The 25,876-nt window shown below is 62.5% G+C and carries 18 protein-coding genes; 9 read left to right on the top strand and 9 right to left on the bottom strand.

Features of this window, described 5'->3' with window-relative positions:
* The 3 genes from ACK59L_RS05260 to ACK59L_RS05250 form a co-directional block, all read right to left on the bottom strand.
* Window positions 1-313, bottom strand: a 313-nt coding sequence (locus ACK59L_RS05260; protein WP_409272267.1) for an RHS repeat-associated core domain-containing protein, incomplete at its 3' end; no start/stop codon positions are given.
* A gap of 310 nt (window positions 314-623) precedes the next feature.
* Entirely contained in the window at window positions 624-1,976 is a 1,353-nt protein-coding gene (locus tag ACK59L_RS05255) for an APC family permease (RefSeq protein WP_409272265.1), read from the bottom strand.
* Between the two features lie 217 nt (window positions 1,977-2,193).
* Entirely contained in the window at window positions 2,194-3,075 is an 882-nt protein-coding gene (locus ACK59L_RS05250) for an acyltransferase (RefSeq protein ID WP_196134794.1), read from the bottom strand.
* A gap of 182 nt (window positions 3,076-3,257) precedes the next feature.
* Between ACK59L_RS05250 and ACK59L_RS05245 the strand changes: the two genes are divergently transcribed.
* A complete protein-coding gene (locus ACK59L_RS05245; protein WP_058602983.1) occupies window positions 3,258-3,758 on the top strand; it encodes an ATP-dependent zinc protease in 501 nt (166 codons plus the stop codon).
* 51 nt (window positions 3,759-3,809) lie between these two features.
* Here the strand turns inward: ACK59L_RS05245 and ACK59L_RS05240 are convergent, their stop codons facing one another.
* The 5 genes from ACK59L_RS05240 to aceE all read right to left on the bottom strand — a co-directional run bounded on the left by ACK59L_RS05240 (window position 3,810) and on the right by aceE (window position 12,566).
* Entirely contained in the window at window positions 3,810-4,433 is a 624-nt protein-coding gene (locus ACK59L_RS05240; protein ID WP_409272262.1) for a glutathione S-transferase, read from the bottom strand.
* Between the two features lie 2 nt (window positions 4,434-4,435).
* On the bottom strand, window positions 4,436-5,101 hold the full coding sequence (gene msrA / locus ACK59L_RS05235; protein ID WP_058639072.1) for a peptide-methionine (S)-S-oxide reductase MsrA: 666 nt from the start codon (window positions 5,099-5,101) through the stop codon (window positions 4,436-4,438).
* Window positions 5,102-5,252: 151 nt separating this feature from the next.
* On the bottom strand, window positions 5,253-7,940 hold the full coding sequence (locus tag ACK59L_RS05230; protein WP_409272260.1) for a putative bifunctional diguanylate cyclase/phosphodiesterase: 2,688 nt from the start codon (window positions 7,938-7,940) through the stop codon (window positions 5,253-5,255).
* 323 nt (window positions 7,941-8,263) lie between these two features.
* Entirely contained in the window at window positions 8,264-9,907 is a 1,644-nt protein-coding gene (aceF, locus tag ACK59L_RS05225) for a dihydrolipoyllysine-residue acetyltransferase (protein ID WP_409272258.1), read from the bottom strand.
* 13 nt (window positions 9,908-9,920) lie between these two features.
* Window positions 9,921-12,566: a pyruvate dehydrogenase (acetyl-transferring), homodimeric type gene (gene aceE, locus ACK59L_RS05220; protein WP_409272256.1), complete on the bottom strand. Its 2,646-nt coding sequence runs from the start codon at window positions 12,564-12,566 to the stop codon at window positions 9,921-9,923.
* A gap of 384 nt (window positions 12,567-12,950) precedes the next feature.
* On the opposite strand from aceE, the gene glnE reads away from it, so the two are divergent.
* The 8 genes from glnE to ACK59L_RS05180 all read left to right on the top strand — a co-directional run bounded on the left by glnE (window position 12,951) and on the right by ACK59L_RS05180 (window position 23,000).
* Window positions 12,951-15,884 (top strand): bifunctional [glutamate--ammonia ligase]-adenylyl-L-tyrosine phosphorylase/[glutamate--ammonia-ligase] adenylyltransferase, encoded by a 2,934-nt coding sequence (gene glnE, locus ACK59L_RS05215; protein ID WP_409272254.1) that lies wholly within the window; start codon window positions 12,951-12,953, stop codon window positions 15,882-15,884.
* Window positions 15,885-16,039: 155 nt separating this feature from the next.
* Window positions 16,040-17,089 carry a lipopolysaccharide heptosyltransferase II gene (gene waaF / locus ACK59L_RS05210; RefSeq protein WP_409272252.1) on the top strand — a complete coding sequence of 350 codons (1,050 nt, stop codon included), beginning with the start codon at window positions 16,040-16,042 and terminating at the stop codon, window positions 17,087-17,089.
* The gene (gene waaC, locus ACK59L_RS05205; protein ID WP_409272250.1) at window positions 17,090-18,148 is read left to right on the top strand and encodes a lipopolysaccharide heptosyltransferase I; all 1,059 of its coding nucleotides are present in this window, start codon (window positions 17,090-17,092) and stop codon (window positions 18,146-18,148) included.
* On the top strand, window positions 18,148-19,272 hold the full coding sequence (locus ACK59L_RS05200; protein WP_058602992.1) for a glycosyltransferase family 4 protein: 1,125 nt from the start codon (window positions 18,148-18,150) through the stop codon (window positions 19,270-19,272). The genes waaC and ACK59L_RS05200 overlap by 1 nt, the downstream gene beginning before the upstream one ends.
* Window positions 19,269-20,075 carry a lipopolysaccharide core heptose(I) kinase RfaP gene (gene rfaP / locus ACK59L_RS05195; protein WP_409272248.1) on the top strand — a complete coding sequence of 269 codons (807 nt, stop codon included), beginning with the start codon at window positions 19,269-19,271 and terminating at the stop codon, window positions 20,073-20,075. Before ACK59L_RS05200 ends, rfaP begins: the two co-directional genes overlap by 4 nt.
* On the top strand, window positions 20,075-20,809 hold the full coding sequence (locus ACK59L_RS05190; RefSeq protein WP_196134803.1) for a lipopolysaccharide kinase InaA family protein: 735 nt from the start codon (window positions 20,075-20,077) through the stop codon (window positions 20,807-20,809). The genes rfaP and ACK59L_RS05190 overlap by 1 nt, the downstream gene beginning before the upstream one ends.
* The gene (locus ACK59L_RS05185; RefSeq protein WP_196134804.1) at window positions 20,806-21,558 is read left to right on the top strand and encodes a lipopolysaccharide kinase InaA family protein; all 753 of its coding nucleotides are present in this window, start codon (window positions 20,806-20,808) and stop codon (window positions 21,556-21,558) included. Before ACK59L_RS05190 ends, ACK59L_RS05185 begins: the two co-directional genes overlap by 4 nt.
* Window positions 21,558-23,000, top strand: a complete 1,443-nt coding sequence (locus ACK59L_RS05180; protein WP_409272245.1) for a lipopolysaccharide kinase InaA family protein — start codon at window positions 21,558-21,560, stop codon at window positions 22,998-23,000. The genes ACK59L_RS05185 and ACK59L_RS05180 overlap by 1 nt, the downstream gene beginning before the upstream one ends.
* Here ACK59L_RS05180 and ACK59L_RS05175 read toward each other — a convergent pair.
* Entirely contained in the window at window positions 22,973-25,771 is a 2,799-nt protein-coding gene (locus ACK59L_RS05175) for a dermonecrotic toxin domain-containing protein (protein ID WP_409272243.1), read from the bottom strand. The genes ACK59L_RS05180 and ACK59L_RS05175 overlap by 28 nt on opposite strands.
* Between the last annotated feature and the right edge of the window lie 105 nt (window positions 25,772-25,876).

Genomic DNA, 25,876 nt, shown 5'->3' with positions numbered 1-25,876 from the left:
GGGCGGCGGGTTGCTCGTTGCGCCTATTTATTCTGGTAGAGGGTTGCTGTTTGGCACGGCCCGATTGAACAGGCTTCAGCTTATTGATGGCCGCATTCAGTTGCGCTGGCGTCGGAGCATGCCCTGAGTCGTCTTGGTAATTAACGGGATCACCCTTGCAATAAACATAGGTATTAAACCCTCCTTCTAGAAACGGACTGAGGTCGTCTGGCTCTTGGAAACGCATCAATGTCGGGCGATAGCAACGGTAGCCTTGACCCAAGGCATATCCATAAGTAAACGGCTCGTACCGCTCACCATTGAAGCCAAGCATGGATGCAGGGCTTGCTTGGTTTTGGTGGTACCCGTAAGGGCTATAGGCATGCATCGCTGCTGACATAGGGTTTGGCCTTGCAAGTCGGTAAGCCTAAGTCTTGGCGCTTTAGAGCGCCAGGTACAACTAACAGAATTACTAGTGCACGCCGCTGGCTTCAGACTACTTCAGGGGAGCCGCCCTGGCGTAGCGGCTCCGGAATTTCAGCTTCGCCTCGGAGATTGCCGGGACAGCTGCGCGGCCCTTTCCGACCGGTCCGGCGCCCCGGCAAGGCCGCTCAAGGGGCCGCGCAGGCCGCGATATGATTGGGTCAGGCAGCCTCGGTGAATTCCACCAGGCGCACCGGGCGGCGGAAGCCGGCGGTCAGCACTGCCAGGTATGCCAGCCCCAGCGCAAACCAGCACAGGCCAATCACCAAGGTCAGCGCCGACAGACTGGTCCACAGCCACAGCGTCAATCCCAAGCCCACCAGTGGCACTACGCCATAGCTCAATAGCCCCTTCGCAGTGCGCAGGCTGGCATCGTCCATCAGATGCGTCTTCACCACCGCCAGGTTCACCGCCGAGAACGCCACCAAGGCGCCGAAGCTGATCAGCGAGGCCAGGGTGGACAAGTCGATCACCAGCGCCAGCAGTGAGAACGCCGACACCACCACGATGGCGAATACCGGTGTGCCGAGGCGTGGCGACAGGTGACCGAACGTGCGCTGCGGCAGCACCCGGTCACGGCCCATGGTGTAGAGGATGCGCGACACTGCGGCCTGGGAGGCCAAGGCCGAGCCGAGGCTGCCGGCGACATAAGCGGCAGTGAAGAAGTTGGCCAGGAACTGCCCGCCTGCCTTGAGCATGACCTCATTCGCAGCAGCATCGGCATTGGCGAAGGTGCTGCCTGGCAGCACCAGTTGGCTCACATAGGCCAGCACGGTGAACAGCAGGCCGGCGAACAGCGTGGTGAGGATGATCGCCCGAGGCACGTCACGCCGAGCATCGCGGCTTTCTTCGGCCAGGGTGGAAACGGCATCGAACCCCAGGAAGGACAGGCATAGCACTGCCGCGCCTGCCATCATCGGACCAAAGCCAGGTGCGCTACCGTCACCGTGCAGCGGCGCCAGCCAGTCGATGGGCTGGCCGTGGTTGAGGGTCTGCCAGGACAGCGCGATGAACACCCCAATGAAGACGATTTGCGCACCCACGATCAGGTTGCTGGTCTTGGCCACCGAGCTGATACCGAGCACGTTGAGGACGGTCACCAAGGCGATGCAGGCGAGGACGAAAGCCCAGGCCGGCACTGCTGGGAAGGCGATATTCAGGAACAGACCGATGAGCAGGTAGTTGATCATCGGCAGGAACAGGTAGTCGAGCAGCAGCGACCAGCCCGCCAGAAAGCCTGTGTTCTGGCCGAAAGCCATGTGGGTGTAGGAGTAGGCCGAACCTGCGACCGGGAAGCGTTTGACCATGAAACTGTAGGACGCGGCTGTGAACAGCATGGCCATCAGCGTGATCAGATAGGCGCCTGACGTGCGGCCACCGGTAAGCTCGGTGACGATGCCGTAGGTGGTGAAAATGGTCAGCGGGACCATGTACACCAGGCCGAAGAATACCAGGGCAGGAAGGCCCAGAACTCGACGTAGTTGGGGTGGGGCTGAGCTTGATGGTTGGGTCATCGGTCGATCCAGAGTTTTTTGTAGTTGTCTGTGATCGATCTTTATCCACAAAAGGGGTGTGTGACAAGAAGTATCAGGAGGCCGAAAAAAAGCTTGGCGGGCATTGGCAGGCTGTTCCAGCGTCAAGTAGCCCTACCGCCTGAATGTCCCGATGGCTGTCATGATCCTTCAGGCCCCGGCTTGCCGGCGCTAGAGCCACAGAAGCAACAAAATGCATTCATTCCCAACGCAACCGCTCGATCCGCTCATCCTTTTCCAGCCACAGCTGGTTCACCCACGCCTGCACTGTCTGACGGAAAACAGGATCGCTTTCGTAATCGCCCGCCCACAGCGCTGGGTCGAGCTCGCGCACCTGAATGTCGATAATTACCCGGCTGACACTGCCATTGAGCAAGTCCCAGAAACCTGGCGCCTTGTCGCCTGGGTACACAATGGTGACGTCCAGCAACGCATCGAGCTGCTCACCCAGCGCTGCGAGCACGAACGCCACGCCACCGGCCTTGGGCTTTAGCAGATGGCGGTAGGGTGATTGTTGCGCCTGGCGCTTGGCCTCGGTGAAGCGGGTGCCTTCCAGGTAATTGACCACGGTTACCGGTTGGCGCTTGAACAGCTCGCAGGCAGCCTTGGTGATTTCCAGATCCTTGCCCTTGAGCTCGGGGTGCTTCTCCAGAAAGGCCTTGCTGTAGCGCTTCATGAACGGATAGTCCAGGCCCCACCATGCCAGGCCCAGCAGCGGCACCCAGATCAATTCCTTCTTCAGGAAGAACTTGAAGAAGGGGGTGCGCCGGTTGAGGCTCTCGATCAAGGCGGGAATGTCCACCCAGCTCTGGTGATTGCTGATCGCAAGGTACGAGGTGTCACGGCGCAGGTTTTCGATACCGCGAATGTCCCATTGGGTGGGTGTGCACAAGGCAAAGATGGCTTTGTCGATTTCCGACCAGGTTTCGGCCACCCACATCACGGCCCCTGATGCACGGTCGCGCCCACGGCCAGGCAGCACCAGTTTGAACAAGGCGAACACCAGCAGGGGCCCGATCAACACCAAGGTGTTGAGCAGCAGCAAGGTGGCTGTAAGTATGCCGGTCAGCACGCGACGCATAAGGAGACTCTTTCTGTCAGAACCATAACGATCGGCAATGATAAGCAGGCTTGCGGACTACGCCAAACCTCCAATGCCCGGCGGCACGGACAAATGTTTCACATTATGTTGGTTAGGCTTTGGACCGCGAACCTGGGCTGCTTGTGCGGTCTAACCCGTAAATCGATCAAGGAAGCTTGCTTGTGAAATCACTGTTTGCCGTGCTGACGTTGTTGACGCTACCGGTGATGGCCGCCGAACCTACGCTGTACGGGCGCTACGAGAATATCGCGCTGCCGGAGATTGGCCAGACGCTCAAGGCCAAGATGGATACTGGCGCCTATACGGCGTCGCTGTCGGCCAAGGACATCGAGTTGTTCACCCGCGATGGGCAGGAGTGGGTACGTTTCCGCCTGGCGACCAAGGATGCCGACGGCAAGGTGTACGAGCACCAGGTCTCGCGTATCAGCAAGATCAAGGGCCGTGCCGATGACGAGGATGAGGGCGATACACCCGAGAGTGCCAAGCGCCCGGTGGTAGACCTGGAACTGTGCCTGGGAGACGTGAAGCGAACCGTGGAGGTCAACCTGGTGGATCGCAGCAACTTCAACTACCCGCTGTTGGTGGGTGCCAAGGCGCTGCGCGAGTTCAAGGGCGCGGTGAATCCGGCAAAACGATTCACCGCTGGCAAGCCTGACTGCTGATCATCATTGCCTGAGCAGGCGCGTTGTTGCTGCCGCTCCACTGGCCGTCTGTCAGGCACCCGGTGCCGTTGCCACCATCGAAGGCCGCGTGCTCACCTCGGCATACCAGGCTGCCAGGCCAGGCTGGCGCTCACGCCAGCCGAACGTAGGCTGGCGCAAGTCCAGGTACCCCAATGCGCAAGCCACGCCGATCGCGGCCAAGTCGAACCCTGACATCAGCTCCGCCAGGTGGGCTTGCTCAAGGTTGGCCAGGCTACGGCGGATCTTGTCCCCCTGCGCCTCCAGCCATCCATCCCAACGTTTCTCGACCGGTCGCACGAATGTTTCGTAGCGGCTCGAGACGGCCGCATCCAGAATGGCATCCGCCTGGGAGACCAGCGTCATGCGTCGCCAGCGAGCAGAGCCTTCACGGGGCAGCAGCGGCAACCCCACATGTTGCTGATCCAGGTACTCGCAGATCACCCGGCTGTCGTGCAGCACGGTACCGTCTGCCAGGCGCAGCGCCGGAATCTTGCCAATGGGATTGCCGGCGTTGAGCTGCTCGTCCCCGTTGACCGGGCTGATGTTCACAGGCTCAAGCGCCACTCGGTCCAGTTGGCCGGTCTCGTGCAACACCACCATGACCTTGCGTACGAATGGCGACAGGGGCGAGTGGAACAGGGTCATGGTGCTCATGCTCAGTTTCCTTGCAAACTGGCCGGCATGCACACGCCCGTACCACCGATACCGCAGTAGCCGTCCGGGTTCTTGGCCAGGTACTGCTGATGGTAGGCCTCGGCGAAGTACACCGTCGGTGCCTGGTCGATTTCAGTGGTGATTTCGCCGAAGCCAGCCTTGCTCAGTTCGGCCTGGAAAGCGTCGCGGCTGGCCTTGGCCTGTTCCAGCTGTTCGGGGCTGGTGCAGTAGATGGCCGAGCGGTACTGCGTGCCGACATCGTTGCCCTGGCGCATGCCCTGGGTCGGGTTGTGCAGTTCCCAGAACATGGTCAGCAGTTCACCGTAGCTCACTTTGCTCTTGTCGAAGACCACCAGCACCACTTCGGTGTGCCCGGTCAGGCCTGAGCAGACCTCTTCGTAGGTCGGGTTCGGCGTAAAGCCGCCGGCATAACCCACAACGGTACTGACCACCCCCTCACGCTGCCAGAATCGGCGCTCCGCGCCCCAGAAACACCCCAGGCCGAAAATCGCGAAATCCACGTCCTCGAAGAATGGCCCAAGCAGCGGCGTCTCCTTGAACACGTAGTGGAACTCGGGCAGGCTCATCGGCGTTTCGCGGCCAGGCAGGGCCTGCTCCGCAGTGGGCATGACATTTTTGTTCACCAGTATTTCCGAACGCAGGACCATGGCCGTTCCTCTGTGTCTATTCAGTTGGGTAGCGTCAGGGCTATCGCCGACAAGTCCGCTCCCGATCACATGACCTGCGCGATCTGTGAGGACGGACCAGCCTGCGATGCAGCCCGAATGGTTTCTAGTGTGCCCGAGGTTTGCGCTGATGTCAGGCGGCTGGGCCTCGCGGGTAGCGTTGCAGGCGCTCTGCCAGCTCTCGCCCCGGGATAGGCCGGTCAAACAGATAGCCCTGCCCGATGTCACACCGGTGTCGACGCAGGAAACCCAGCTGCGCAGGAGTTTCAATGCCCTCGGCCACCACCTTCAGCTTGAGGTTGTGGGCCATGGCGATCACCGCCGAGGTGATTTCCATGTCGTCCTGGTTGTCGGGGATGTCCTTGATGAAGCTGCGGTCGATCTTGAGGATGTCGATCGGAAACTTCTTCAGGTAGCTCAGCGAGGAGTAACCGGTGCCGAAGTCATCCATGGCCAGGGTCAGGCCCAATGCCTTGAGTTCGTCGAGTTGCCGATGGGTGTCCTCACTGGCTTCGAGCAGCAACCCTTCGGTCAGCTCCAGCTCCAGTTGGTGCGCAGGCAAGCCTTCTTCCCTGATGATGCTACTGATCGAGGCGACCAGATCAGGGTCGGAAAACTGCTTGGGCGACAGGTTGATCGCAACGCGCAGGTTGCCAAGCCCCGCTGCACGCAGTTCGTTGCTCATGCGGCACGACTGGCGCACCACCCATTTGCCGATGGGGATGATCAGACCGGTTTCTTCGGCCACGCTGATGAACTGGTCAGGCCGGATCATCCCCCGTTCGGGATGGTTCCAGCGCAGCAGGGCTTCCAGGCCCAGCAGCCGGCCGCTGCGCAGGCACAGCTTGGGCTGGTAGAACACCTCCAGCTCGTTCTGGGTCAATGCGCGGCGCAGGTTGTTCTCGACGAACAGTTTGTAGCTGGCTTCGGCGTTGAGGACCTCAGTGAACACCTGCACCTGGTGCTTGCCGTTGGCCTTGGCCTTGTGCAGTGCCAACCCGGCGTTTTTCATCAGGCTGGTGGGGTCGGCACCATGCTGGGGAGCGCTGGCCAGGCCCACCGATGCAGTGACATTGATCAGCTGGTTGTCGACGAACATTGGCTTGTCGAGGGTGCGCAACAATTGTTGCGCAACCCCCTGGCCAGCCTCCAGGCTGGTGTCGTCGAGCAACACGGCAAACTCGTTGCTGGCAAATCGGGCCAGGATGCCGCCGGCATGCAGGCTGTTGCGCAGGCGCCTGGCCAGGCTGATGAGCAGCTTGTCGCCCGTGTGATGGCCCAGACTGTCGTTGATGCGCTTGAAGTTGTCGATGTCCACCAGCAGCAGGCACATCGGATTCTGCACATCCCGGGCGAAGCATTCATCCAGGCTGCGGATGAACGCCGGACGGTTACCCAAGTTGGTCAGGTTGTCGGTGTAGGCCAGCCGCTCGATGCGCTGCTGCGCAAGCTTGCTCTGGGTGACATCTTCGTAGATGCCGATGTAATGGGTCAGCTCGCGGTTGTCACCATACACCTTGGAAATCGACAGCTGCCCCCAATAGGGCTCCAGGTTCTTGCGCCGGCTCTTGAATTCGCCCTGCCAGCTGTTACCCATGGCCAGGCTCGAAGGTGAGTCGAACAGCAGCTCGTTGAGGTTCTCAAGGGCGGGCAATTCACCCAGGTGACGCCCTTGCACTTCCTCGGTGCTGTATTGGGTGATGGCAGTGAAGCTCGGGTTCACATACTCAACCTGCCCATCCCGGTTCACCAGCAGGAAGGCACTGGCGCTCTGCTCCACGGCGCGTTGGAACAGGTGCAGCGCACTGGCCGCCGCACGGCGGTTGTGGTTGGTGATGACCTGGGCGAACTGGTCGGCCAGCTCACCGGCAAAGGCGATCTCATCGGACTGCCAGGCGCGTGGCTGGCCGGCCTGTTCCAGGCACAAGACGCCCACCACTTGTCCGTCGACGCGAATGCTGGCATCGAGCATCGCCTTGTTGCCAGGCCCCAGGCTCTGCATTAATGCACGTGTACGGGGATCGTGCCCGGCGTTGTGCGCGTCGATCGCACGGCTGGCATGCAGGGCCTCGAGGTAATCCGGGAAATGGCTGGCGTCGATGGCCTCGGGCTGGCGGTGCGCTTGCACGTCGCTGTACCAGGCGGTGATCGGCTCAAGCCGTTGGCCTTCCAAGTGCCAGATACCGGCGCAGTCGATCTTGTAGATCTCACAAGCGCTGCGGGTGATCAGTTCGGCGGCTTCGAGCAACGAGTTCTCGGCGCTGTAGCGTTGACGGGCCAGGCGCAGGATGAGGTCCTGCTGGCTGCGCACGCGCTCCAGGTGCTCGAGCTGCTCACGCTGGGCACGCTGGTTCAGTTGCAGGGCCAACTGCAGGCGGTTGTTGCGTGACTCCAGGTCACTGGCGGTCTCGCCCGTGTCTTCCGGGTGATCGTCGAGTACGCTCAGGTAACCACACAACAACTGGCGGGCATGCTTTTTGAAAACTTCGCCGACCTCCAGCATGCGCACGGAGGCGCCTGGCGTGTGCAGCGTGTAGCGCACACGGTAATAGCCGCGTTGCGACAGTTGCAGCTGGATGTCGTCATGCAGTCGGTAGCGGGCCTCAGGTTCCATGAGGCTGGCGTAAGGGGCATCGACCAGCGCGCAGAGGTCACTGGCATGAACGCCGAACTGGCGCTCGCAGGCTGGGTCCAGGTAGAGCAGCGACCAACTGGCTTCGTTGAGCCTTTCGAAGCGCAGCATGCCCAACCGCGAGGGCACGGGTAACTGCGTGACGACCTCGCCCGTCACACGGTTGCCAGCATCGGGTTGGCTTTTCATCGAAGACTCGCTTGAAGAGGGAACGCGCCCGTTGGACCGCGTCGAATCTGGCAAGGTTGCATCATGTCCCTATAGCTGGCAAGCGGCCATGTACGAAGCTGTAACAGGGTTATCGGCCGACACCACGAAATCTGTAGGACGGCTGTTCAGTGCGGGTTTGCAGCGATGCTCGGCAACGCGGCGGTGCGCCGGGACCATCCTGTTCCCGCTCAACGCCTACTTTGCTCCAGGCAAAAAAAGCCCCGTCAATCGACGGGGTTGAGGTACGAGCGTGGCAGCTCGAAAAAGAAGCTGCCCCTCACCAGGAGGGGCAGTGCGCTGCCTTACAGCAGCATGGTGCGGATATCGCCCAGCACATCGCCCAGACGCTTGGTGAAGCGCGCAGCGGCGGCGCCGTTGATCACACGGTGATCGTACGACAGCGACAGCGGCAGCATCAGCTTGGGCTGGAAGGCCTTGCCGTCCCAGACAGGCTGCATGGTCGCCTTGGAGACGCCCAGGATGGCTACCTCGGGGGCGTTGACGATCGGCGTGAAGCCGGTGCCGCCAATGTGACCAAGGCTGGAGATGGTGAAGCAGGCGCCCTGCATCTCGTCCGCCGACAGCTTCTTGGTGCGCGCCTTCTCGGCCAGTGCAGCCGCTTCGCCAGCCAGCTGCAGCAGGCTCTTCTGGTCGACGTTCTTGATTACCGGTACCAGCAGGCCATCGGGCGTGTCCACGGCAAAACCGATGTGCACGTATTTCTTGCGGATGACCGCTTTGCCGCTTGGTGCCAGCGAGCTGTTGAAGTCTGGCAGTTCCTTGAGCAGGAAGGCGCAGGCCTTGAGCAGCAGCGGCAGGACGGTCAGCTTGACGCCGGCCTTTTCTGCGACGGCTTTCTGGGCAACGCGGAAGGCTTCGAGCTCAGTGATGTCAGCGGAGTCGAACTGGGTAACGTGCGGCACGTTCAGCCAGCTGCGGTGCAGGTTGGCAGCACCGACCTGCATCAGGCGGGTCATGGCCACTTCTTCGACTTCACCGAACTTGCTGAAATCGACCACCGGAATCGGCGGAATGCCAGCGCCGCCGGTTGCACCGGCAGCTGCCGGCGCTTCCTTGGCCTTCTGCATCATGGCCTTGACGTAAACCTGCACGTCTTCTTTCAGGATGCGGCCGTGTGGGCCGGTCGCTGCCACGGCACCGAGCTCTACGCCGAACTCACGGGCCAGCTGACGCACGGCTGGGCCGGCATGCACCTTGGCGTTGTTGCCGGCAGCCGGGGCGGTTGCAGCTGGGGCAGGCGCAGCGGCAGCCGGGGCAGCAGCGGCAGGGGCAGGTGCGGCTTCGGTCTTGGCCGGTGCAGCGGCGGCTGGAGCCTGCGCTGGGGCAGGCGCTGCGCCTGCAATTTCCAGCTTGAGGATCAGGTCGCCGGTGCCCACTTCGTCGTCAAGCTTGGCAATGACTTCCTTGACCACGCCAGCGGCAGGCGAAGGGATTTCCATGGAGGCCTTGTCGGACTCCAGGGTGATCAGCGACTGATCGGCTTCGACGGTATCGCCTGCCTTGACCAGCACTTCGATGATCTTGGCCTTACCCGACGAGCCAATGTCCGGCACGTGGATGTCCTGCACGCTAGCGGCAGCCGGGGCAGCAGCGGGTGCTGGCGCGGCCTCGGCAGCAGGTGCCGGTGCGGCCGCTTCGGCCTGTGCTGGCTTCTGTTCGGCCGCAGGTGCCTCAGGGGCCGCATCAGCGGCACCCTCGGCTTCCAGAACCAGCAGTTCGTCGCCTTCTTTCAGGCGATCACCCAGCTTGACTTTCAATTCCTTGACGATGCCGGCCTTTGGCGCCGGAATTTCCATGGAGGCCTTGTCGGACTCCAGGGTCAGCAGGCTTTGGTCAGCCTCGATACGGTCACCGACCTTGACGAACAGCTCGATGATTTCACCTTCACCGCTGCCGATGTCAGGTACGCGAATGAGTTCGCTCACTTAAAAATACTCCTCAGCAGTCCAATGGGTTGCGCTTGTCCGGGTCGATGCCGAACTTGACGATGGCGTCAGCCACAACCTTGGGTTCGATCTCGCCACGGTCAGCCAGCGCTTCCAGGGCAGCCAGTACCACGAAGTGACGGTCTACTTCGAAGAAGTGACGCAGCTTCTTGCGGCTGTCGCTGCGACCGTAACCGTCGGTACCCAGGACCTTGAACTCTTTGCTCGGCACCCACTGGCGGATCTGCTCGGCGAACAGCTTCATGTAGTCGGTGGAAGCGATGACTGGCCCCTTGCGGCCGCTCAGGCACTGCTCGACGTAGGTCTGCTGTGGCTTCTGGCCAGGCTTGAGGCGGTTGGCACGTTCCACGGCCAGGCCGTCGCGACGCAGTTCGTTGAAGCTGGTGACGCTCCACACGTCGGCACCGACGTTGAACTCTTCACGCAGAATCTTCGCCGCTTCGCGCACTTCGCGCAGGATGGTGCCCGAACCCATCAGCTGCACGTGGTGTGCGGCTTCGCGAGTGTCTTCCTCGAGCAGGTACATGCCCTTGATGATGCCTTCCTCGGCACCGGCCGGAATGGCTGGCTGCTGGTAGGACTCGTTCATCACGGTGATGTAGTAGAAGATGTCCTGTTGTTCTTCGGTCATCTTCTTCATGCCGTCCTGGATGATCACCGCCAGCTCGTAGCCGTAGGTTGGATCATAGGTGCGGCAGTTCGGGATGGTACCGGCCATCATGTGGCTGTGACCGTCCTCGTGCTGCAGGCCTTCGCCGTTGAGCGTGGTACGGCCGGCGGTGCCGCCGATCAGGAAGCCACGGGTACGACTGTCGCCAGCGGCCCAGGCCAGGTCGCCGATACGCTGGAAGCCGAACATCGAGTAGAAGATGTAGAACGGCAGCATCGGCTGGTTGTGGCAGCTGTACGAAGTACCGGCAGCGATGAACGACGACATGGCGCCGGCTTCGTTGATGCCTTCTTCGAGGATCTGGCCTTTCTTGTCCTCGCGGTAGAACATCACCTGGTCCTTGTCGACCGGCTCGTAGAGCTGGCCAACCGACGAGTAGATGCCCAACTGGCGGAACATGCCTTCCATGCCGAAGGTACGGGCTTCGTCAGGGATGATCGGCACGATGCGCTGACCGATTTCCTTGTCCTTGACCAACTGCGCCAGGATGCGCACGAACGCCATGGTAGTGGAAATTTCGCGGTCGCCCGAGCCGTCCAGGATCGCCTTGAGGGTTTCCAGAGGCGGGGTCGGCACGCTGAAGCTCTTGGCGCGGCGCTGGGGCACGAAGCCGCCCAGGGCTGCACGCCGCTCGGCCAGGTAACGGGCCTCGGCAGAACCTTCTTCGGGCTTGTAGAACGGCAGGTTCTCCAGGTCCGCATCCTTGACGGGAATATCGAAGCGGTCACGGAAGTGACGCAGGCTGTCGACATCGACCTTCTTGGTGTTGTGCGCGGTATTCTTGGCTTCGCCGGCACCGGTACCGTAACCCTTGATGGTCTTGGCCAGGATGACGGTAGGCTGGTCCTTGTGGTTGACCGCCTGGTGGTAGGCCGCATAGACCTTGTACGGGTCGTGGCCGCCACGGTTGAGCTTCCAGATCTCGTCGTCGGACAGGTCTTCGACCATGGCCTTGAGCTCTGGGGTGTTGAAGAAGTGCTCACGCACGTAAGCGCCGTCTTTGGCCTTGTAGTTCTGGTACTCGCCGTCGATGACTTCGTCCATACGGCGTTGCAGGGCACCGTTGGTGTCCTTGGCCAGCAGCAGATCCCAGAAGCGACCCCAGACCACTTTGTTGACGTTCCAGCCACCGCCGCGGAACACGCCTTCGAGTTCCTGGATGATCTTGCCGTTGCCGCGAACCGGGCCGTCGAGGCGCTGCAGGTTGCAGTTGATGACGAAGATCAGGTTGTCCAGCTTCTCGCGGCCGGCCAGGGCGATTGCGCCCAGGGATTCGGGCTCGTCGCACTCGCCGTCGCCCATGAAGCACCAGACTTTCTGCTTGCCTGCCGGAATGAACCCACGGGCTTCCAGGTACTTCATGAAGCGTGCCTGGTAGATAGCCTGGATCGGGCCCAGACCCATCGAAACGGTCGGGAACTGCCAGAAGTCAGGCATCAGCCAAGGGTGTGGGTACGAGGACAGGCCGTTGCCATCGACTTCCTGGCGGAAGTTGTTCATCTGCTCTTCGCTGATGCGGCCTTCCATGAAGGCGCGGGCGTAGACGCCCGGCGAGGCGTGGCCCTGGAAGAAGATCAGATCGCCGCCGTGCTCTTCGGTCGGCGCCTGGAAGAAATAGTTGAAGCCGATGTCGTACAGGGTGGCGCTGGAGGCGAAGCTGGAGATGTGTCCGCCCAGGTCCGAGTCTTTCAGGTTGGTGCGCACGACCATGGCCAGGGCGTTCCAACGCACCATCGAGCGAATGCGGCGTTCCATGAACAGGTCGCCAGGCATGCGTGCTTCGTGGGTGACAGGGATGGTGTTGCGGTATGGCGTGGTGATCGCATATGGCAGCTGGGAGCCACTGCGGGTGGCCAGCTCGCCCATACGGGTCATCAGGTAATGAGCGCGGTCTTCGCCTTCTTTGTCGAGGACCGACTCCAGGGCATCCAGCCATTCCTGGGTTTCGATTGGATCGAGGTCTTGCATGGCTTGCTCCAGGGCGGAAAGGCAACCAGAATCGATTGCCTGAGATTGCGACTGGCCTTATGGGCAGACGTCGTGAATTCTTGGATTACCGGGATCTTCGTCCGGCGCCGTGTAGTTTTACTACATTTGCTTTCGCATTTCATGCTTTTGCGCGACAGACACAGTAGTAAAACTACATTTGTGCGACGTTTGGTCGCATCCTGGCTTGTGAGGAAAAACGTTCATGTTGGTTGGCAATGTTCCACGAACGGATAACTGTTGATGTTCCATGCCACGAATTCGATGTTTTCAGCTATTTCCAACTTTTGTATGACAGTCCAACCGTGGTCCGGCTTTCCCTTGGCCGCCTTTCCTCATCCATTTCACGCCGATCAAGGATAGCCCATGCGCCTGCCTTTGCCTTGCCAGCTGCCTGCCGTTCTTCAACCACTGACCCTGCGCAACCAACAGTTTCTTCACGAGGCGGTAGCCGCACACCCCGAACTGGACCTGGGCAGTTGGAGCGAGCGGCATGCTCGGCAGTTCGACCAGGTGGCGGCCGTCAGCGACTTCGTGCTGACCCAGGTGCAGCGCGACCCGGGCCTGCTCTGCGGGCTGATGCACAGCGGCGAGCTGGAGCGCAGCTACGGGCCAGGCGAGCTGCGCGGCCATGTTGCCAAGGTTGCCCAGGCGGCTCAAAGCGAGGACGAGCTTGCCCGCAACCTGCGTCGCGAGCGCAACCGCCAGCAGGTACGCATCATCTGGCGTGACATTACCCGCCAGGCCGATCTCGGTGAGACCTGCCGCGATCTCTCCGACCTGGCCGATGCCGCCATCGACGAGGCCTACCAGTGGTTGTACCCACGGCACTGCCAGCAATTCGGCACGCCGATCGGCAACCGCAGCGGCCACCCACAACACATGGTGGTGCTGGGCATGGGCAAGCTCGGTGCACGCGAGCTGAACCTCTCCTCGGACATCGACTTGATCTTCGCATTCCCCGAAGGCGGCGAAACCGAAGGCGTGAAACGCTCGCTGGACAACCAGGAGTTCTTCACCCGCCTGGGTCAGCGCCTGATCAAGGCCCTGGACCCGGTCACGGTCGATGGCTTCGTGTTTCGCGTCGACATGCGCCTGCGCCCTTACGGGTCGTCCGGTGCACTGGTGCTCAGCTTCAACGCGCTGGAGCAGTATTACCAGGACCAGGGCCGCGACTGGGAACGCTATGCCATGATCAAGGCACGGGTAGTGGCAGGCGATCAGGCCGCCGGCGCTCAGCTGCAGGACATGCTGCGCCCGTTCGTCTACCGGCGGTACCTGGATTTCTCGGCCATCGAAGCCCTGCGCACCATGAAGCAGCTGATTCAGCAGGAAGTGCGGCGCAAGGGCATGGCCGACAACATCAAGCTGGGTGCAGGCGGCATTCGCGAAGTAGAGTTCATCGCCCAGGCCTTCCAGCTGATTCACGGCGGTCGCGACCTCAGCTTGCAGCAGCGGCCTCTGCTCAAGGTGCTGGCTACCCTGGAAGGCCAAGGCTACCTGCCCCCTGCCGTGGTCACCGAGCTGCGGGAGGGTTATGCATTCTTGCGCTACACCGAGCACGCCATCCAGGCCATTGCCGACCGCCAGACGCAGATGTTGCCCGAAAACGAAACCGATCAGGCCCGTGTCGCCTACATGCTGGGCTACGCCGACTGGCAAGCCTTCGAGGCTCAACTTGGCCAGTGGCGTGAGCGCATTGACTGGCATTTCCGGCAGGTCATCGCCGACCCTGACGAAGACGAAAGCGAAAGCGAGTTGGTGGTCGGCGGTGAATGGTCGCCGTTGTGGGAGCAGGCCCAGGATGAAGAGGCTGCCGGCCGCCAGCTGGAGGAGGCCGGCTTCAAGCTGCCAAGCGAGGCCTTGCGGCGCCTGGCGGCCCTGCGCGCCAGCCCGCAGCTGCGTTCGATGCAGCGCCTTGGGCGCGAGCGGCTGGACGCCTTCATTCCGCGACTGCTGGCCCAGGCGGTCGAGCACGAGAACCCCGACCTGGTGCTTGAGCGAGTACTGCCGCTGGTCGAGGCCGTGGCCCGGCGCTCTGCCTACCTGGTATTGCTCACCGAAAACCCCGGTGCCCTGCGCCGTCTGCTGACCCTGTGCGCCGCCAGTCCATGGATTGCCGAGCAGATCGCACGCTACCCCTTGTTGCTCGATGAGTTGCTCAATGAAGGCCGCCTGTTCAGCCCGCCACTGGCACCGGAGCTGGCCAGCGAATTGCGCGAGCGCCTCACGCGCATTCCGGAAGATGACCTGGAACAACAGATGGAGGCGCTGCGTCATTTCAAACTGGCGCACAGCTTGCGCGTGGCCGCCTCGGAAATCAGTGGCAACCTGCCGCTAATGAAGGTCAGCGACTACCTGACGTGGCTGGCCGAGGCCATCCTCGATCAGGTGCTTGCCCTGGCCTGGCGCCAGACCGTTGCCCGCCACGGGCAACCGATGGGCAGCGACGGCATGCCCTGCGACCCGGGGTTCGTCATCATCGGCTACGGCAAGGTTGGCGGCCTGGAAACGGGCCATGGGTCGGACCTGGACCTGGTGTTCATCCACGATGGCGACCCCCAGGCCGAAACCGACGGCGCCAAGCCTATCGACAGTGCGCAGTTCTTCACGCGGCTGGGGCAGCGCATCATTCACCTGCTGACCACCCAGACCAACTCGGGCCAATTGTATGACGTGGACATGCGTCTACGGCCCTCAGGCGCCGCAGGCCTGTTGGTCAGCTCGCTGGGCGCATTCGAGCGCTACCAGCAAAGCGAGGCCTGGACCTGGGAGCACCAGGCACTGGTCCGTGCCCGCGTGCTGGTGGGCTGCCCGCGGGTTGGACAGGCGTTCGAGAGGGTGCGGGCGCAGGTGCTGGGACAACCCCGCGACCTTGAGAAGCTGCGTATCGAAGTCAGTGAAATGCGCGCCAAGATGCGCGCCAGCCTGGGCACGAAGGCCACTGTCGCCGGCACCGCACCCAACGCCTTCGAGCCGGGTATGCCCTTTGACATCAAGCAGGATGCGGGCGGTATCGTCGATATCGAATTTATGGTGCAATACGCCGCTTTGGCCTGGTCCCATGACCACACAGGCCTGGTTCGATGGACCGATAACATCCGCATTCTGGAAGAGCTGGAGCAAGTGGGGCTGATGCCTGCCGCCGACGCGGTGTTGCTGCGTGAGGTGTACAAGGCATTTCGCGCGGCCTCTCACCGCCAGGCGCTGCAGAAGCAGGCCGGGGTGATCGATGCCGCGCAGTTTGCCGATGAGCGCCGCCAGGTGCGGCGTATCTGGAGCGAGCTCGGCCTGAGCTGAGCCCAGTCGCGGCGGCTCCTCAGGGTGAGGATCCGCCGCGATTGAGGCGTGAAGCAGCCCCGGTGTTACACTGTCGGCCACATAGCCTGAATATAAAGAGGGGAGGCCGGGCTGAATTGCAGCCTGTCGCCTCCCCGAGCGTTTCTGGACCTAGCATGAGAATACTGATCATTGGCCCCAGCTGGGTCGGCGACATGGTGATGGCGCAGACCTTGTTCCAGTGCCTGAAACAGCAGCACCCCGACTGCGTGATCGATGTGCTTGCCCCCGAATGGAGCCGGCCAATCCTTGAGCGCATGCCCGAGGTGCGCCAGGCCTTGAGCTTCCCGCTCGGCCACGGTGCGCTGGAGCTGGCCACACGGCGGCGCATCGGCAAGTCGCTCAGCGGTCAGTACGACCAGGCCCTCTTGTTGCCCAATTCGCTGAAATCGGCGCTGGTACCGTTCTTTGCCGGTATCCCCAAACGCACCGGCTGGCGTGGCGAAATGCGTTTCGGTTTGCTCAACGATGTCCGCAAGCTGGACAAAGCGCGTTACCCGTTGATGATCGAGCGCTTCATGGCCTTGGCCTATGCCCCCGGTGCCGAGCTGCCAAAGCCCTACCCCCAGCCCAGCCTGCAGATCGAGCCGCACAGCCGTGAAGCGGCGCTGACCAAGTTCGGCCTGGAGCTGGACCGTCCGGTGCTGGCGCTATGCCCAGGCGCTGAATTCGGCGAAGCCAAGCGCTGGCCGGCCGAGCACTATGCCGCCGTGGCCGATGCCATGATCCGCCAGGGGTGGCAGGTCTGGCTGTTCGGCTCGAAAAGCGATCACCCAGTGGGTGAGCAGATCCGCGAACGGCTGATCCCTGGGCTACGCGAAGAGTCCGTGAACCTGGCCGGTGAAACCTCCCTGGCCGAGGCGATCGACCTGATGTCTTGCGCAGACGCCGTGGTCTCCAATGATTCCGGCTTGATGCACGTGGCGGCGGCGCTCAATCGCCCGCTGGTCGCCGTGTACGGCTCCACATCGCCTGGTTTCACACCGCCGCTGGCCAGCCAGGTCGAGGTGGTGCGCCTGGGCATCGAATGCAGCCCGTGTTTCGATCGCACCTGCCGCTTCGGTCACTACAACTGCCTGCGTCTGCTCGAACCCGGTCAGGTCATCGCCGCGCTGACCCGCCTGGGCGGTGCGAACATCATCGACGTGCTGACCGAGGTCGACTAAGTGCGGGTACTGATCATCAAGACGTCCTCGCTGGGTGATGTGATCCACACGCTGCCAGCGCTCACCGATGCAGCCCATGCCATCCCCGGCATCCGCTTCGACTGGGCCGTCGAGGAAGGTTTCGCCGAGATACCCAGCTGGCATCCGGCGGTCGATCAGGTCATTCCGGTGGCCATCCGTCGCTGGCGCAAGCACCTCTGGCAGACCGTTCGCAGCGGCGAGTGGAAGGCCTTCAAGCAGCGCCTGCGCGAGCGCCAGTACGACTTGGTGATCGATGCCCAGGGCCTGGTCAAGTCAGCATGGCTGACCCGCTATGTGAAGGCACCGGTCGCAGGCCTGGACCGGTACTCGGCCCGTGAAGGCTGGGCCAGCCGCTTCTACGACCGACGCCTGTCGGTTGCGGTCGGCCAGCATGCCGTCGAGCGCGTGCGCCAGCTGTTCGCCATGGCACTGGCCTATGACCTGCCCGAGGGCATTGGCCGTTACGGCCTGGACCTTGAACGCTTGCAGTTGCCGCCGGCAGCGCCCTATGTGGTCTTTCTGCACGGTACCACCTGGGCCACCAAGCACTGGCCCGAGGCCTACTGGCGCGAGTTGGCCGAGCGCATGGGCCGGCGCAGGCTGGAAGTGCGCCTGCCCTGGGGCAACCCGGCCGAGAAGGCCAGGGCCGAGCGCATCGCCCAGGGCTTGAACCATTGCCAAGTGCTGCCCAAATTGAACCTGGCCGGCGTTGCACGGGTGCTGGCCGCTGCAAAGGCCTGCGTCGCCGTCGATACCGGCCTGGGCCACTTGGCCGCAGCCCTCGATGTACCGACGCTTTCGCTGTTCGGCCCGACCAACCCGGGCCTGACCGGCGCCTATGGACGGACCCAGATCCACCAGGCCAGTGACTGGCCGTGCGCACCCTGCTTGCAGAAGAAGTGCACCTACAAACCGAGCGCCGAAGACCTGCGCCGGTACGATCTGAACCGCGAGTGGCCACTGTGCTTCACTCGCCTGAATCCCGAGCATGTAGCGAGCCGCCTGAGCGCGCTGCTGCTGGCTGAGGATGTCCGTTGATGCAACTGGCTTTCGTACTTTACAAATACTTCCCCTTTGGCGGCCTGCAGCGCGATTTCATGCGCATCGCCCTGGAATGCCAGCAGCGCGGCCACCAGATCCGCGTCTACACGCTGATCTGGGAGGGCGACATTCCGCCAGGTTTCGAAGTGCTGGTGGCGCCGGTCAAGGCGATCTTCAATCATCGGCGCAATGAGAAACTCACCGCCTGGATGCAGGCCGACCTGGCCAAGCGTCCGGTGGACCGGCTCATCGGTTTCAACAAGATGCCTGGGCTGGATGTGTACTACGCCGCCGACGGCTGCTTCGAGGACAAGGCGCAGAACCTGCGCAGCGACCTGTACCGGCGTTGGGGCCGCTACCGGCATTTCGCCGAATACGAGCGGGCGGTGTTCGCCAAGGAGGCCGGTACCGAGATCCTGATGATCTCCGAGGTGCAGCAGCCGCTGTTCATCAAGCACTACGGCACGCCGGTCGAGCGTTTTCACCTGCTGCCGCCGGGCATCTCCCAGGATCGTCGTGCACCGCCCAACGCCGCTGAAATCCGTGCCGACCTGCGCAGGGAGTTCGACCTGGCCGAGGATGCGTTGCTGATCGTGCAGATCGGTTCAGGGTTCAAGACCAAGGGCGTGGACCGCAGCCTCAAGGCGTTGGCGGCATTGCCCACGGCCTTGCGCAAGCGCACCCGATTGCTGGTGATCGGCCAGGATGACCCCAAGGTCTTCCAGTTGCAGAGCGCGACGCTGGGCCTGGGCGACCAGGTGCAGTTTCTCAAGGGGCGCAGCGATATCCCGCGCTTCCTGCTGGGCGCCGACCTGCTGATCCACCCGGCCTACAACGAGAACACCGGTACCGTGCTGCTCGAAGCCCTGGTCGCGGGCTTGCCGGTGCTGGTGTCGCGCGTGTGCGGCTATGCCCACTACATCGCCGAGGCCGACTGCGGTCTGGTGCTGGACGAGCCGTTCGAGCAGGAGCAGCTCAACCGCTACCTGCAGCGTATGCTCGATGACCCCGCGGCGCGGGCCGATTGGTCGCGCAACGGCCTGGCGTATGCCGATACGGCCGACCTTTACAGCATGCCGCAGCATGCCGCCGATGTGATCCTGGGGCAGGAGGGGGCATGAAGTTGATCGTGGCAGAGCCCTTCAAGCGGCTTTGGGCGGGGCGCGATGCCTTCGAGGCGGTAGAAGCGCTGCAGGGCGAAGTCTATCGGGAACTTGAAGGGCGCCGTACCCTGCGTACGGAGGTCGCCGGCGAAGGCTTCTTCGTGAAGATTCACCGTGGCATCGGCTGGGGCGAGATCTTCAAGAACCTGCTCACGGCCAAGTTGCCGGTACTGGGCGCCGGCCAGGAGTGGCAAGCCATCGAGCGCCTGCATCAGGTCGGCGTGCCAACCATGACGGCCGTGGCCTTCGGTGAGCGGGGCGGCAACCCGGCCACCCAGCACTCCTTCATCATCACCGAAGAGCTGGCGCCGACCATCAGCCTGGAAGACTTCAGCATCGACTGGCTCCGGCAGCCGCCTGCGCCACGCCTCAAGCGTGCCCTGATCGCGCGCGTGGCCGAGATGACCGGTGGCATGCACCGTGCCGGGGTCAACCACCGGGACTGCTACATCTGTCACTTCCTGCTGCACACCGACCGGCCCGTGACGGCCGATGATTTCAAGCTGTCGGTGATCGACCTGCACCGCGCCCAGACACGCCCCGCCATCAGCCGCCGCTGGCGCAACAAGGACCTGGCCGCCCTGTACTTCTCAGCCCTGGACATTGGCCTGACCCAACGCGACAAGCTGCGTTTTCTGCGCAGCTACTTCCAGCGCCCGCTGCGTCAGGTCATGAAGGACGAAGCTGCACTGCTCGCCTGGCTTGAGCGCAAGGCGCAGAAACTCTACGACCGTAAACAACGCTATGGGGATGCACTCTGATGGCCAGTTGGACACTGGCGCCAGGTTACGAGCACCTGGCGAAGGATTTTGGCAGCCTCGAGGCGGTATTCGCCCTTCAGGGCGAACGCCTGACCCGTGATCCGCTCAGCGAAGTGGTGCGTGTCGAGCGTGAAGGCGTCAACTATTACGTCAAGCGCTACACCGGCGCTGGCAAGCACATGCGCCGCTACCTGGGCCGCCCACGTATCAAGGCCGAATGGCAGAACCTCAAGCAGTTCGCCAAGTGGGGCATTCCCACGGCCGAGGTGGTCGCCTGGGGGCTCGAACGCAATGGCCTGGCGTTCGGCCGTGGCGCGATGATTACCCGCGAGCTGCCCAACACCGAGGACCTCTCGGCGCTGGCCGAGCGCAACGATGCCCGCCTGGCCGATCGCGCCTGGGTGGACCACATCAGCCGCCAGTTGGCACGCCATACCCGGGTCATGCACGAGCACCGCTTCGCCCATAACGATCTGAAGTGGCGCAACCTGCTGGTCGATGACCAAGGGACGCTGTTCTTCATCGACTGCCCCACAGGTGATTTCTGGCGTGGGTTCATGTGGCGCCATCGCCTGATCAAGGACCTGGCCTGCCTGGACAAGGTCGCCAAGTACCACCTTTCGGCAACCCAGCGCCTGCGCTTTTACTTGCAATACCGAGGCCGCGACCGGCTGAACGCCCGTGACAAGAAGCGCATTCGTCAGGTGCTGGGCTTTTTCGAGGGAAGGGAATGACCGACTATATGGCCAGTGCAGACCGTGCCTTGCTCCAGCGCCATGGCCTGGACGACTTCGAGGCGCTGTGGGCACTCGAACTCGACGCGGTGGACGAGCCCAATACCGGCCGCGGCGGTTGGAGCAGCGTGTACCGGCTGGAACTCGAGGGCAAGGGCTATTACCTCAAGCGCCAGAGCGACTACCTTACCCGCAGCCTGCACAAGCCCTTTGGCGAGCCGACCTTCGCCCGCGAATTTCGCAATATCGTTCGCTACCAGAAGCTGCACATTCCTGCGTTGGAAGCCGTGTTCTACGGCGAGCGCAAGCAAGGTGGCCAGCACCGTGCCCTGTTGATGACCCGCGCGCTGGACGACTGGCACGACCTCGACAGCCAGTTGCTGCAATGGCCCGAACTCGATGCATCGGTGCGCATTGGCATGCTCCAGGCCTGTGGCCAGTTGGCGCGCACACTGCACGGTGCTGGGCAGGTGCATGGTTGCTTCTATCCCAAGCACATTTTTCTGCGTAAGCGCAGAGAAGGCTGGGAAGCGCAGTTGATCGACCTGGAGAAAACCCGTCCCTTGCTCTTTGGCATGCGCGACCGCCTCAAGGACCTCGAGCCCTTGCTGCGCCGGGCACCGGTATGGAGTGACGGCGAGATACGCACATTGCTGGCAGCCTACCTCGCACAACCCATCGACAGCACGCTGGTCGAAACCTGGGTCAACCGCCTGGTACAACGCCGTCATCATAAGGAGGCTCGCTGATGCAGCTTTCCGAGCTGAAGGAAACAGGTCGCAGCCCATCGCTGCCGCTTGCCGTCAACCTCGCCGATGCCGCCGGTAGCGCTGAGCTGCAATTGCTCAGCCTGCTGCGCGTGCTGCCGGGCCAGCGTTACGTGGGGGCCGGGGTATGGCGTGGCAGGCCGGTACTGGCCAAGTTGCTGGTGGGCAGCAATGCCGCGCGTCACTTCCAGCGTGAGCTGCAAGGGGTAAAGCTGCTCGCGGCGCAGGGGCTGACCACGCCGGTACTGCTCGCCGATGGCCTGGTGGAGGGCGAGGGCGGCTGGCTGTTGTTCGAATACCTCGATGGCGCCCAAAGCCTGGCCGATGCCTGGTCCGCGGTCGAGCACCTGCCTGTGCTTGCCGACGAGCAGCAGCAGGTGCTGGGCGAGGCCCTGGCGGCTGTGGCGCAGATGCACCGCCGGGGGCTGTGGCAGGAAGACCTGCACTTGGACAACCTGCTGCGTCATGCAGGCAAGCTGTACCTGATCGATGGGGCCGGTATCAAGGCTGAAACGCCAGGCCAGCAGCTTTCGCGCCCTCGCGTACTGGAAAACCTGGGTGTGTTCTTCGCGCAGCTACCCAAGCGGCTGGAGCCGTTCACCGAAGAACTGCTGGTGCATTACCTGTTGGCCAATGCCGAGCACGCATTGCCCATGGAGGCCTTGCAGAAGCAAATAGACAAAGTCCGCGCCTGGCGCCAACGCGACTTCCTGGACAAGGCCGGCCGCGATTGTAGCCTGTTCAGTGTCGAGCGCAGCCTGACCGCCCTGCGGGCGGTGGTCCGTAGCGAGGCCCAGGCCCTGTTGCCAGTGCTTGAACAGGCGGATGCGCTGATCGATCGTGGGCACCTGTACAAGACTGGCGGCGCGGCCAGCGTGGCACGGGTCGAGGTGGATGGCCGCAAACGGGTCATCAAACGCTACAACATCAAGAACACCGTCCACTGGCTCAAGCGCTTCTGGCGACCGAGCAGGGCCTGGCACTCATGGATCGAAGGGCATCGCCTGTCGTTTCTCGACATCGCTACCCCGCGCCCACTGGCGGTGCTGGAGCAGCGAGTGCTGGGATTGCGCACGCGTGCCTACCTGGTCACCGACTACATTGACGGCCCCGACCTCATCGAGTGCTTTACCCCCTTCGTCGAACAGGGCGATGCGCCGGCCGAACAGGTGGAGGCCTTGGTGCAGCTCATGCAACAGCTGATCCGCGAGCGCATCAGCCACGGTGACTTCAAGGGCCACAACCTGTTTTGGGATCAGGGCCGGTGGTCGCTGATCGACCTGGACGCCATGTGTCAGCACGGCAGCCAGGGCAGCTTCGCGCCGGCCTTCGCTCGGGACCGGGCGCGGCTGCTGCGCAACTGGCCGGCTGAAAGTGCCTTGCACCAACGGCTGGATCAGGTGCTGCCTACGTTGACGGCGTAAGCGGCAGGCAGTGCCAGCCAGGCGCTGCTTCGCCCCGGTTGGCGCACGCGTATACGCCACTGGCCGTCGCGCCAGCGCAGGATTGCCCATGCGGTGCTGGTTGCAGCGGGCTGTCTGGGTATCAGTAGATGGTAATGATCCGCCAGCAGGTGGGCACGCACGGGCAAGGCATGACCGCCAGCGAGCAAGTACGGTTGACCGTCACTTTCGTACAGCTCATTCGACCTTTGCAATGGGACCCCGTCCGGGGTTGCGGGAAGCTGGCAGTGTTCCAGCAATGCGGTGAGGTCTGGCAGGCCGTCGTGCCACAGGACGGGTGAGTCGACGATCCAATCGCCTTCAGCGTTCCGTCTGACCGCCACCTTGCTGTAGGCATCGGGTTGCCTAGGGTCTATGGCACGCCAGCGATAACCGTCGAACGCTACCTGGTAGTAGCGGCCTTGCTTGTCCTGGATGTAGTAGAGGGCCAGCCCTGCACGTTCGGATGGCTTTTCATACACGCCTTCGCTATGGATACCATCGATTCGGTAACGCAACTTGGCGGTGTCCGGGCGTACCTGGAAGGTAGGCGGTAGCATCAATGGCGGAGTAGGAGGCATGGCGCGAATGGCGCGCCTGATCACTGTCGTGCCGCCGATGCTGTTGATGCCATCGTTCATATGGGTAAAAGCCTCCACCATATGCTTGAGCACGCCTACCCGATCCTCCTTTTCCAGTGCTTCAAGGCTGTCCAGTACGCTCAGCACAGCGCGGGCGAATGCCAGCGGCGTCAGGGCACGGACCGGAATCACGAAGCTGATCAAATCGAGCATGATCCACAACGCATGCAGGCTGGCCTCGCCCAGCAGCTCCTGTTTGGTGTTAGTGCTGGCATCGACCGCCGATATGAGCGCGCGGACCTCTGCCAAATAACAGGCATGCAAAAAATTGCCGGAGATGACCGGACGACTCAGCCGTGGAGCGAGCCCGCCTTTGCTCAGCAGGCGCTCGATGGTTTTGCGCCGGGCCAGGGGCATGCGGTCCATCACGTAAGTGCGTAGATCCGGGCTGGCGCGAAGCGATCGGAGCAGCGCACGCGCATTGGCGTATTCGCGCCATGGCCTGCGATCCGGTGCATCTGGCGCATACACCAGAAAGCGCTGCATCTGCGGTGTTTCAGGCGTAACTAGCAATACCCCCTGTACGGTGTGCCCGGCAATCAACAACTGCCGCACACTCAGGCGGTTCTCTTGGACCAGTGGGCGCCAGTCGCTGTCGGGGTAGTTGAGTACGGCCCTGCTCCAGCGATAGCCCTGTTCGAGCGGGTCGGGTATGAAGTGGCCGGCATAGCGGGCCTTGGCGGCCTCTGCCCGCATGCGAGCACAGTTGATTCGGGCATGCGCATCCCGTCGCCACTGCCCTTGCGCCAGGTCGATCAGATGGCTGCGTAGGAAACGCGAATAGCTGTCGCCGACATTGAGTTCACGGACCATCTGCCGAGCCTGCGCAGGGGACAAGCCTTGAATGTTCGTCTCGTCCTTATGGTGGACGCGAGCGGTTAGCCAATAGTCCAGGTCTAGCAAGCCCACGTTCAGCAACGCCAACTGATCCAGGCTATAGGTTTGCTTGACCAACTCCACGGTGTCCCCTGTCTGCGGTCGGCTAGCGATGGGTATATAGCTGCTGGGCTGACCAGGAGGCATCACCGGGCCGGTCTGACGGGCAATGGTGACACTGATGAAGATCTGCTCCGGTGCCAGATCGAGTTGGTGGTTCAATCTCAGGCGCTCGCTGAGGCGGGCACGGGTCCACTGCAGCAGGCTGTTATGCTCGGTGAACTGTTCAAGCGTAGGAATGCCCGGCGCTGCGGCCTGATCGATGGCCACGATCAGCTCTTGCATCGTCTGCATGATATGCGTGAGCCCTTCGATAGAGGTCTTCTTGAGCCAGGCGGGAGCGTGCTTTTCAAGCAGCAGGCCATAACGCGTCGGCAGCGCTGCCTTGCTGGTCACCCAGGGCAGCAGGTCTGCGGCCTTGGCCAGGCGCTCGGCAAAACCCGGTTGATCGATGGGTTGGCTACTCCATGCCTCGTTCAATCTCCCATGCTGGGCATCGATCAAGGCCTGGATCTGGACTTCCACAAGATCGTCGGGCAGCCAGTCGTAACGCAGTCGCTGTGCGTTATGGGCGCGGTCGGCATCACCCGGCGCCAGCAGCGTGAGCATCGGCTGACTTTGCAGGGGATCATCCAGCCGCTCGCACAGTTCCAGGTGCAGGCTCTGAACATCGGCGAACGCTTCGATGCCGTGGGAGAGGCTGCATAACAAGGCTGGGCCGCTGACCGCATCGCCCGTCATCATCTGCCCCTCGACACCGCCTTGTACAAGCAGTACGGCGCCTGGCAAGTAGGCCCGCCAATTGGGTCGTGAGCAGTCGAGCAGCAGACGATAGAGCTGTGGACGCTTGGGCGCCTCGATGCCTTGGCGAGCCCAGGACATGGGTTGGTCAATGCACGTCTTTAACAGCGATGCCGCTACAGGCTCCAGTGTTGCGTCAGCGATACGCAGGTCCATTTCGGCCTGAAGCTGTTGTCGCCGAAGCGCAATGAGCCGAGTACGGCGGTTGTTGCCTGCTGTGTCCGGTAGGTTCCAGTAGTCTGCGAGCGCGCCGAAGAACTGTTGCCGGCCCGCCAACGGAGGAAGCTGCAAGTCTGGTGAGGGCAGGGGGGACAACAGGGCAGTGATTGCCGCGTCGAATGACTCGAAATGTTGCAAGGGTGAGACGGATGGCATGATGCGAGCTCCTTTAGAGAGATCGCGAGCCTGGGCGATATGGCAGGGGCATGCGTGCTAGCCCGCTACTGCCATTACGCAGTAAGGCGCGGCTGCCAGGCCACG

It is taken from the genome of Pseudomonas sp. KCJK9111, assembly GCF_046231935.1.
GTDB classification, from domain to species: Bacteria; Pseudomonadota; Gammaproteobacteria; order Pseudomonadales; family Pseudomonadaceae; genus Aquipseudomonas; species Aquipseudomonas parafulva_B.
This window is presented reverse-complemented; position numbering and strand designations above follow the sequence as displayed.

What these genes read in the sequence shown, in the direction of transcription:
- ACK59L_RS05200 (WP_058602992.1), top strand. Translation starts at nt 18,148, where the DNA reads ATGCAACTGGCTTTCGTACTTTACAAATACTTCCCCTTTGGCGGCCTG.
- msrA (WP_058639072.1), bottom strand. Translation starts at nt 5,101, where the DNA reads ATGGTCCTGCGTTCGGAAATACTGGTGAACAAAAATGTCATGCCCACT.
- rfaP (WP_409272248.1), top strand. Translation starts at nt 19,269, where the DNA reads ATGAAGTTGATCGTGGCAGAGCCCTTCAAGCGGCTTTGGGCGGGGCGC.
- ACK59L_RS05255 (WP_409272265.1), bottom strand. Translation starts at nt 1,976, where the DNA reads ATGACCCAACCATCAAGCTCAGCCCCACCCCAACTACGTCGAGTTCTG.
- glnE (WP_409272254.1), top strand. Translation starts at nt 12,951, where the DNA reads ATGCGCCTGCCTTTGCCTTGCCAGCTGCCTGCCGTTCTTCAACCACTG.
- ACK59L_RS05180 (WP_409272245.1), top strand. Translation starts at nt 21,558, where the DNA reads ATGCAGCTTTCCGAGCTGAAGGAAACAGGTCGCAGCCCATCGCTGCCG.
- ACK59L_RS05230 (WP_409272260.1), bottom strand. Translation starts at nt 7,940, where the DNA reads ATGAAAAGCCAACCCGATGCTGGCAACCGTGTGACGGGCGAGGTCGTC.
- ACK59L_RS05175 (WP_409272243.1), bottom strand. Translation starts at nt 25,771, where the DNA reads ATGCCATCCGTCTCACCCTTGCAACATTTCGAGTCATTCGACGCGGCA.
- ACK59L_RS05250 (WP_196134794.1), bottom strand. Translation starts at nt 3,075, where the DNA reads ATGCGTCGCGTGCTGACCGGCATACTTACAGCCACCTTGCTGCTGCTC.
- aceE (WP_409272256.1), bottom strand. Translation starts at nt 12,566, where the DNA reads ATGCAAGACCTCGATCCAATCGAAACCCAGGAATGGCTGGATGCCCTG.
- ACK59L_RS05240 (WP_409272262.1), bottom strand. Translation starts at nt 4,433, where the DNA reads ATGAGCACCATGACCCTGTTCCACTCGCCCCTGTCGCCATTCGTACGC.
- ACK59L_RS05185 (WP_196134804.1), top strand. Translation starts at nt 20,806, where the DNA reads ATGACCGACTATATGGCCAGTGCAGACCGTGCCTTGCTCCAGCGCCAT.
- ACK59L_RS05190 (WP_196134803.1), top strand. Translation starts at nt 20,075, where the DNA reads ATGGCCAGTTGGACACTGGCGCCAGGTTACGAGCACCTGGCGAAGGAT.
- waaF (WP_409272252.1), top strand. Translation starts at nt 16,040, where the DNA reads ATGAGAATACTGATCATTGGCCCCAGCTGGGTCGGCGACATGGTGATG.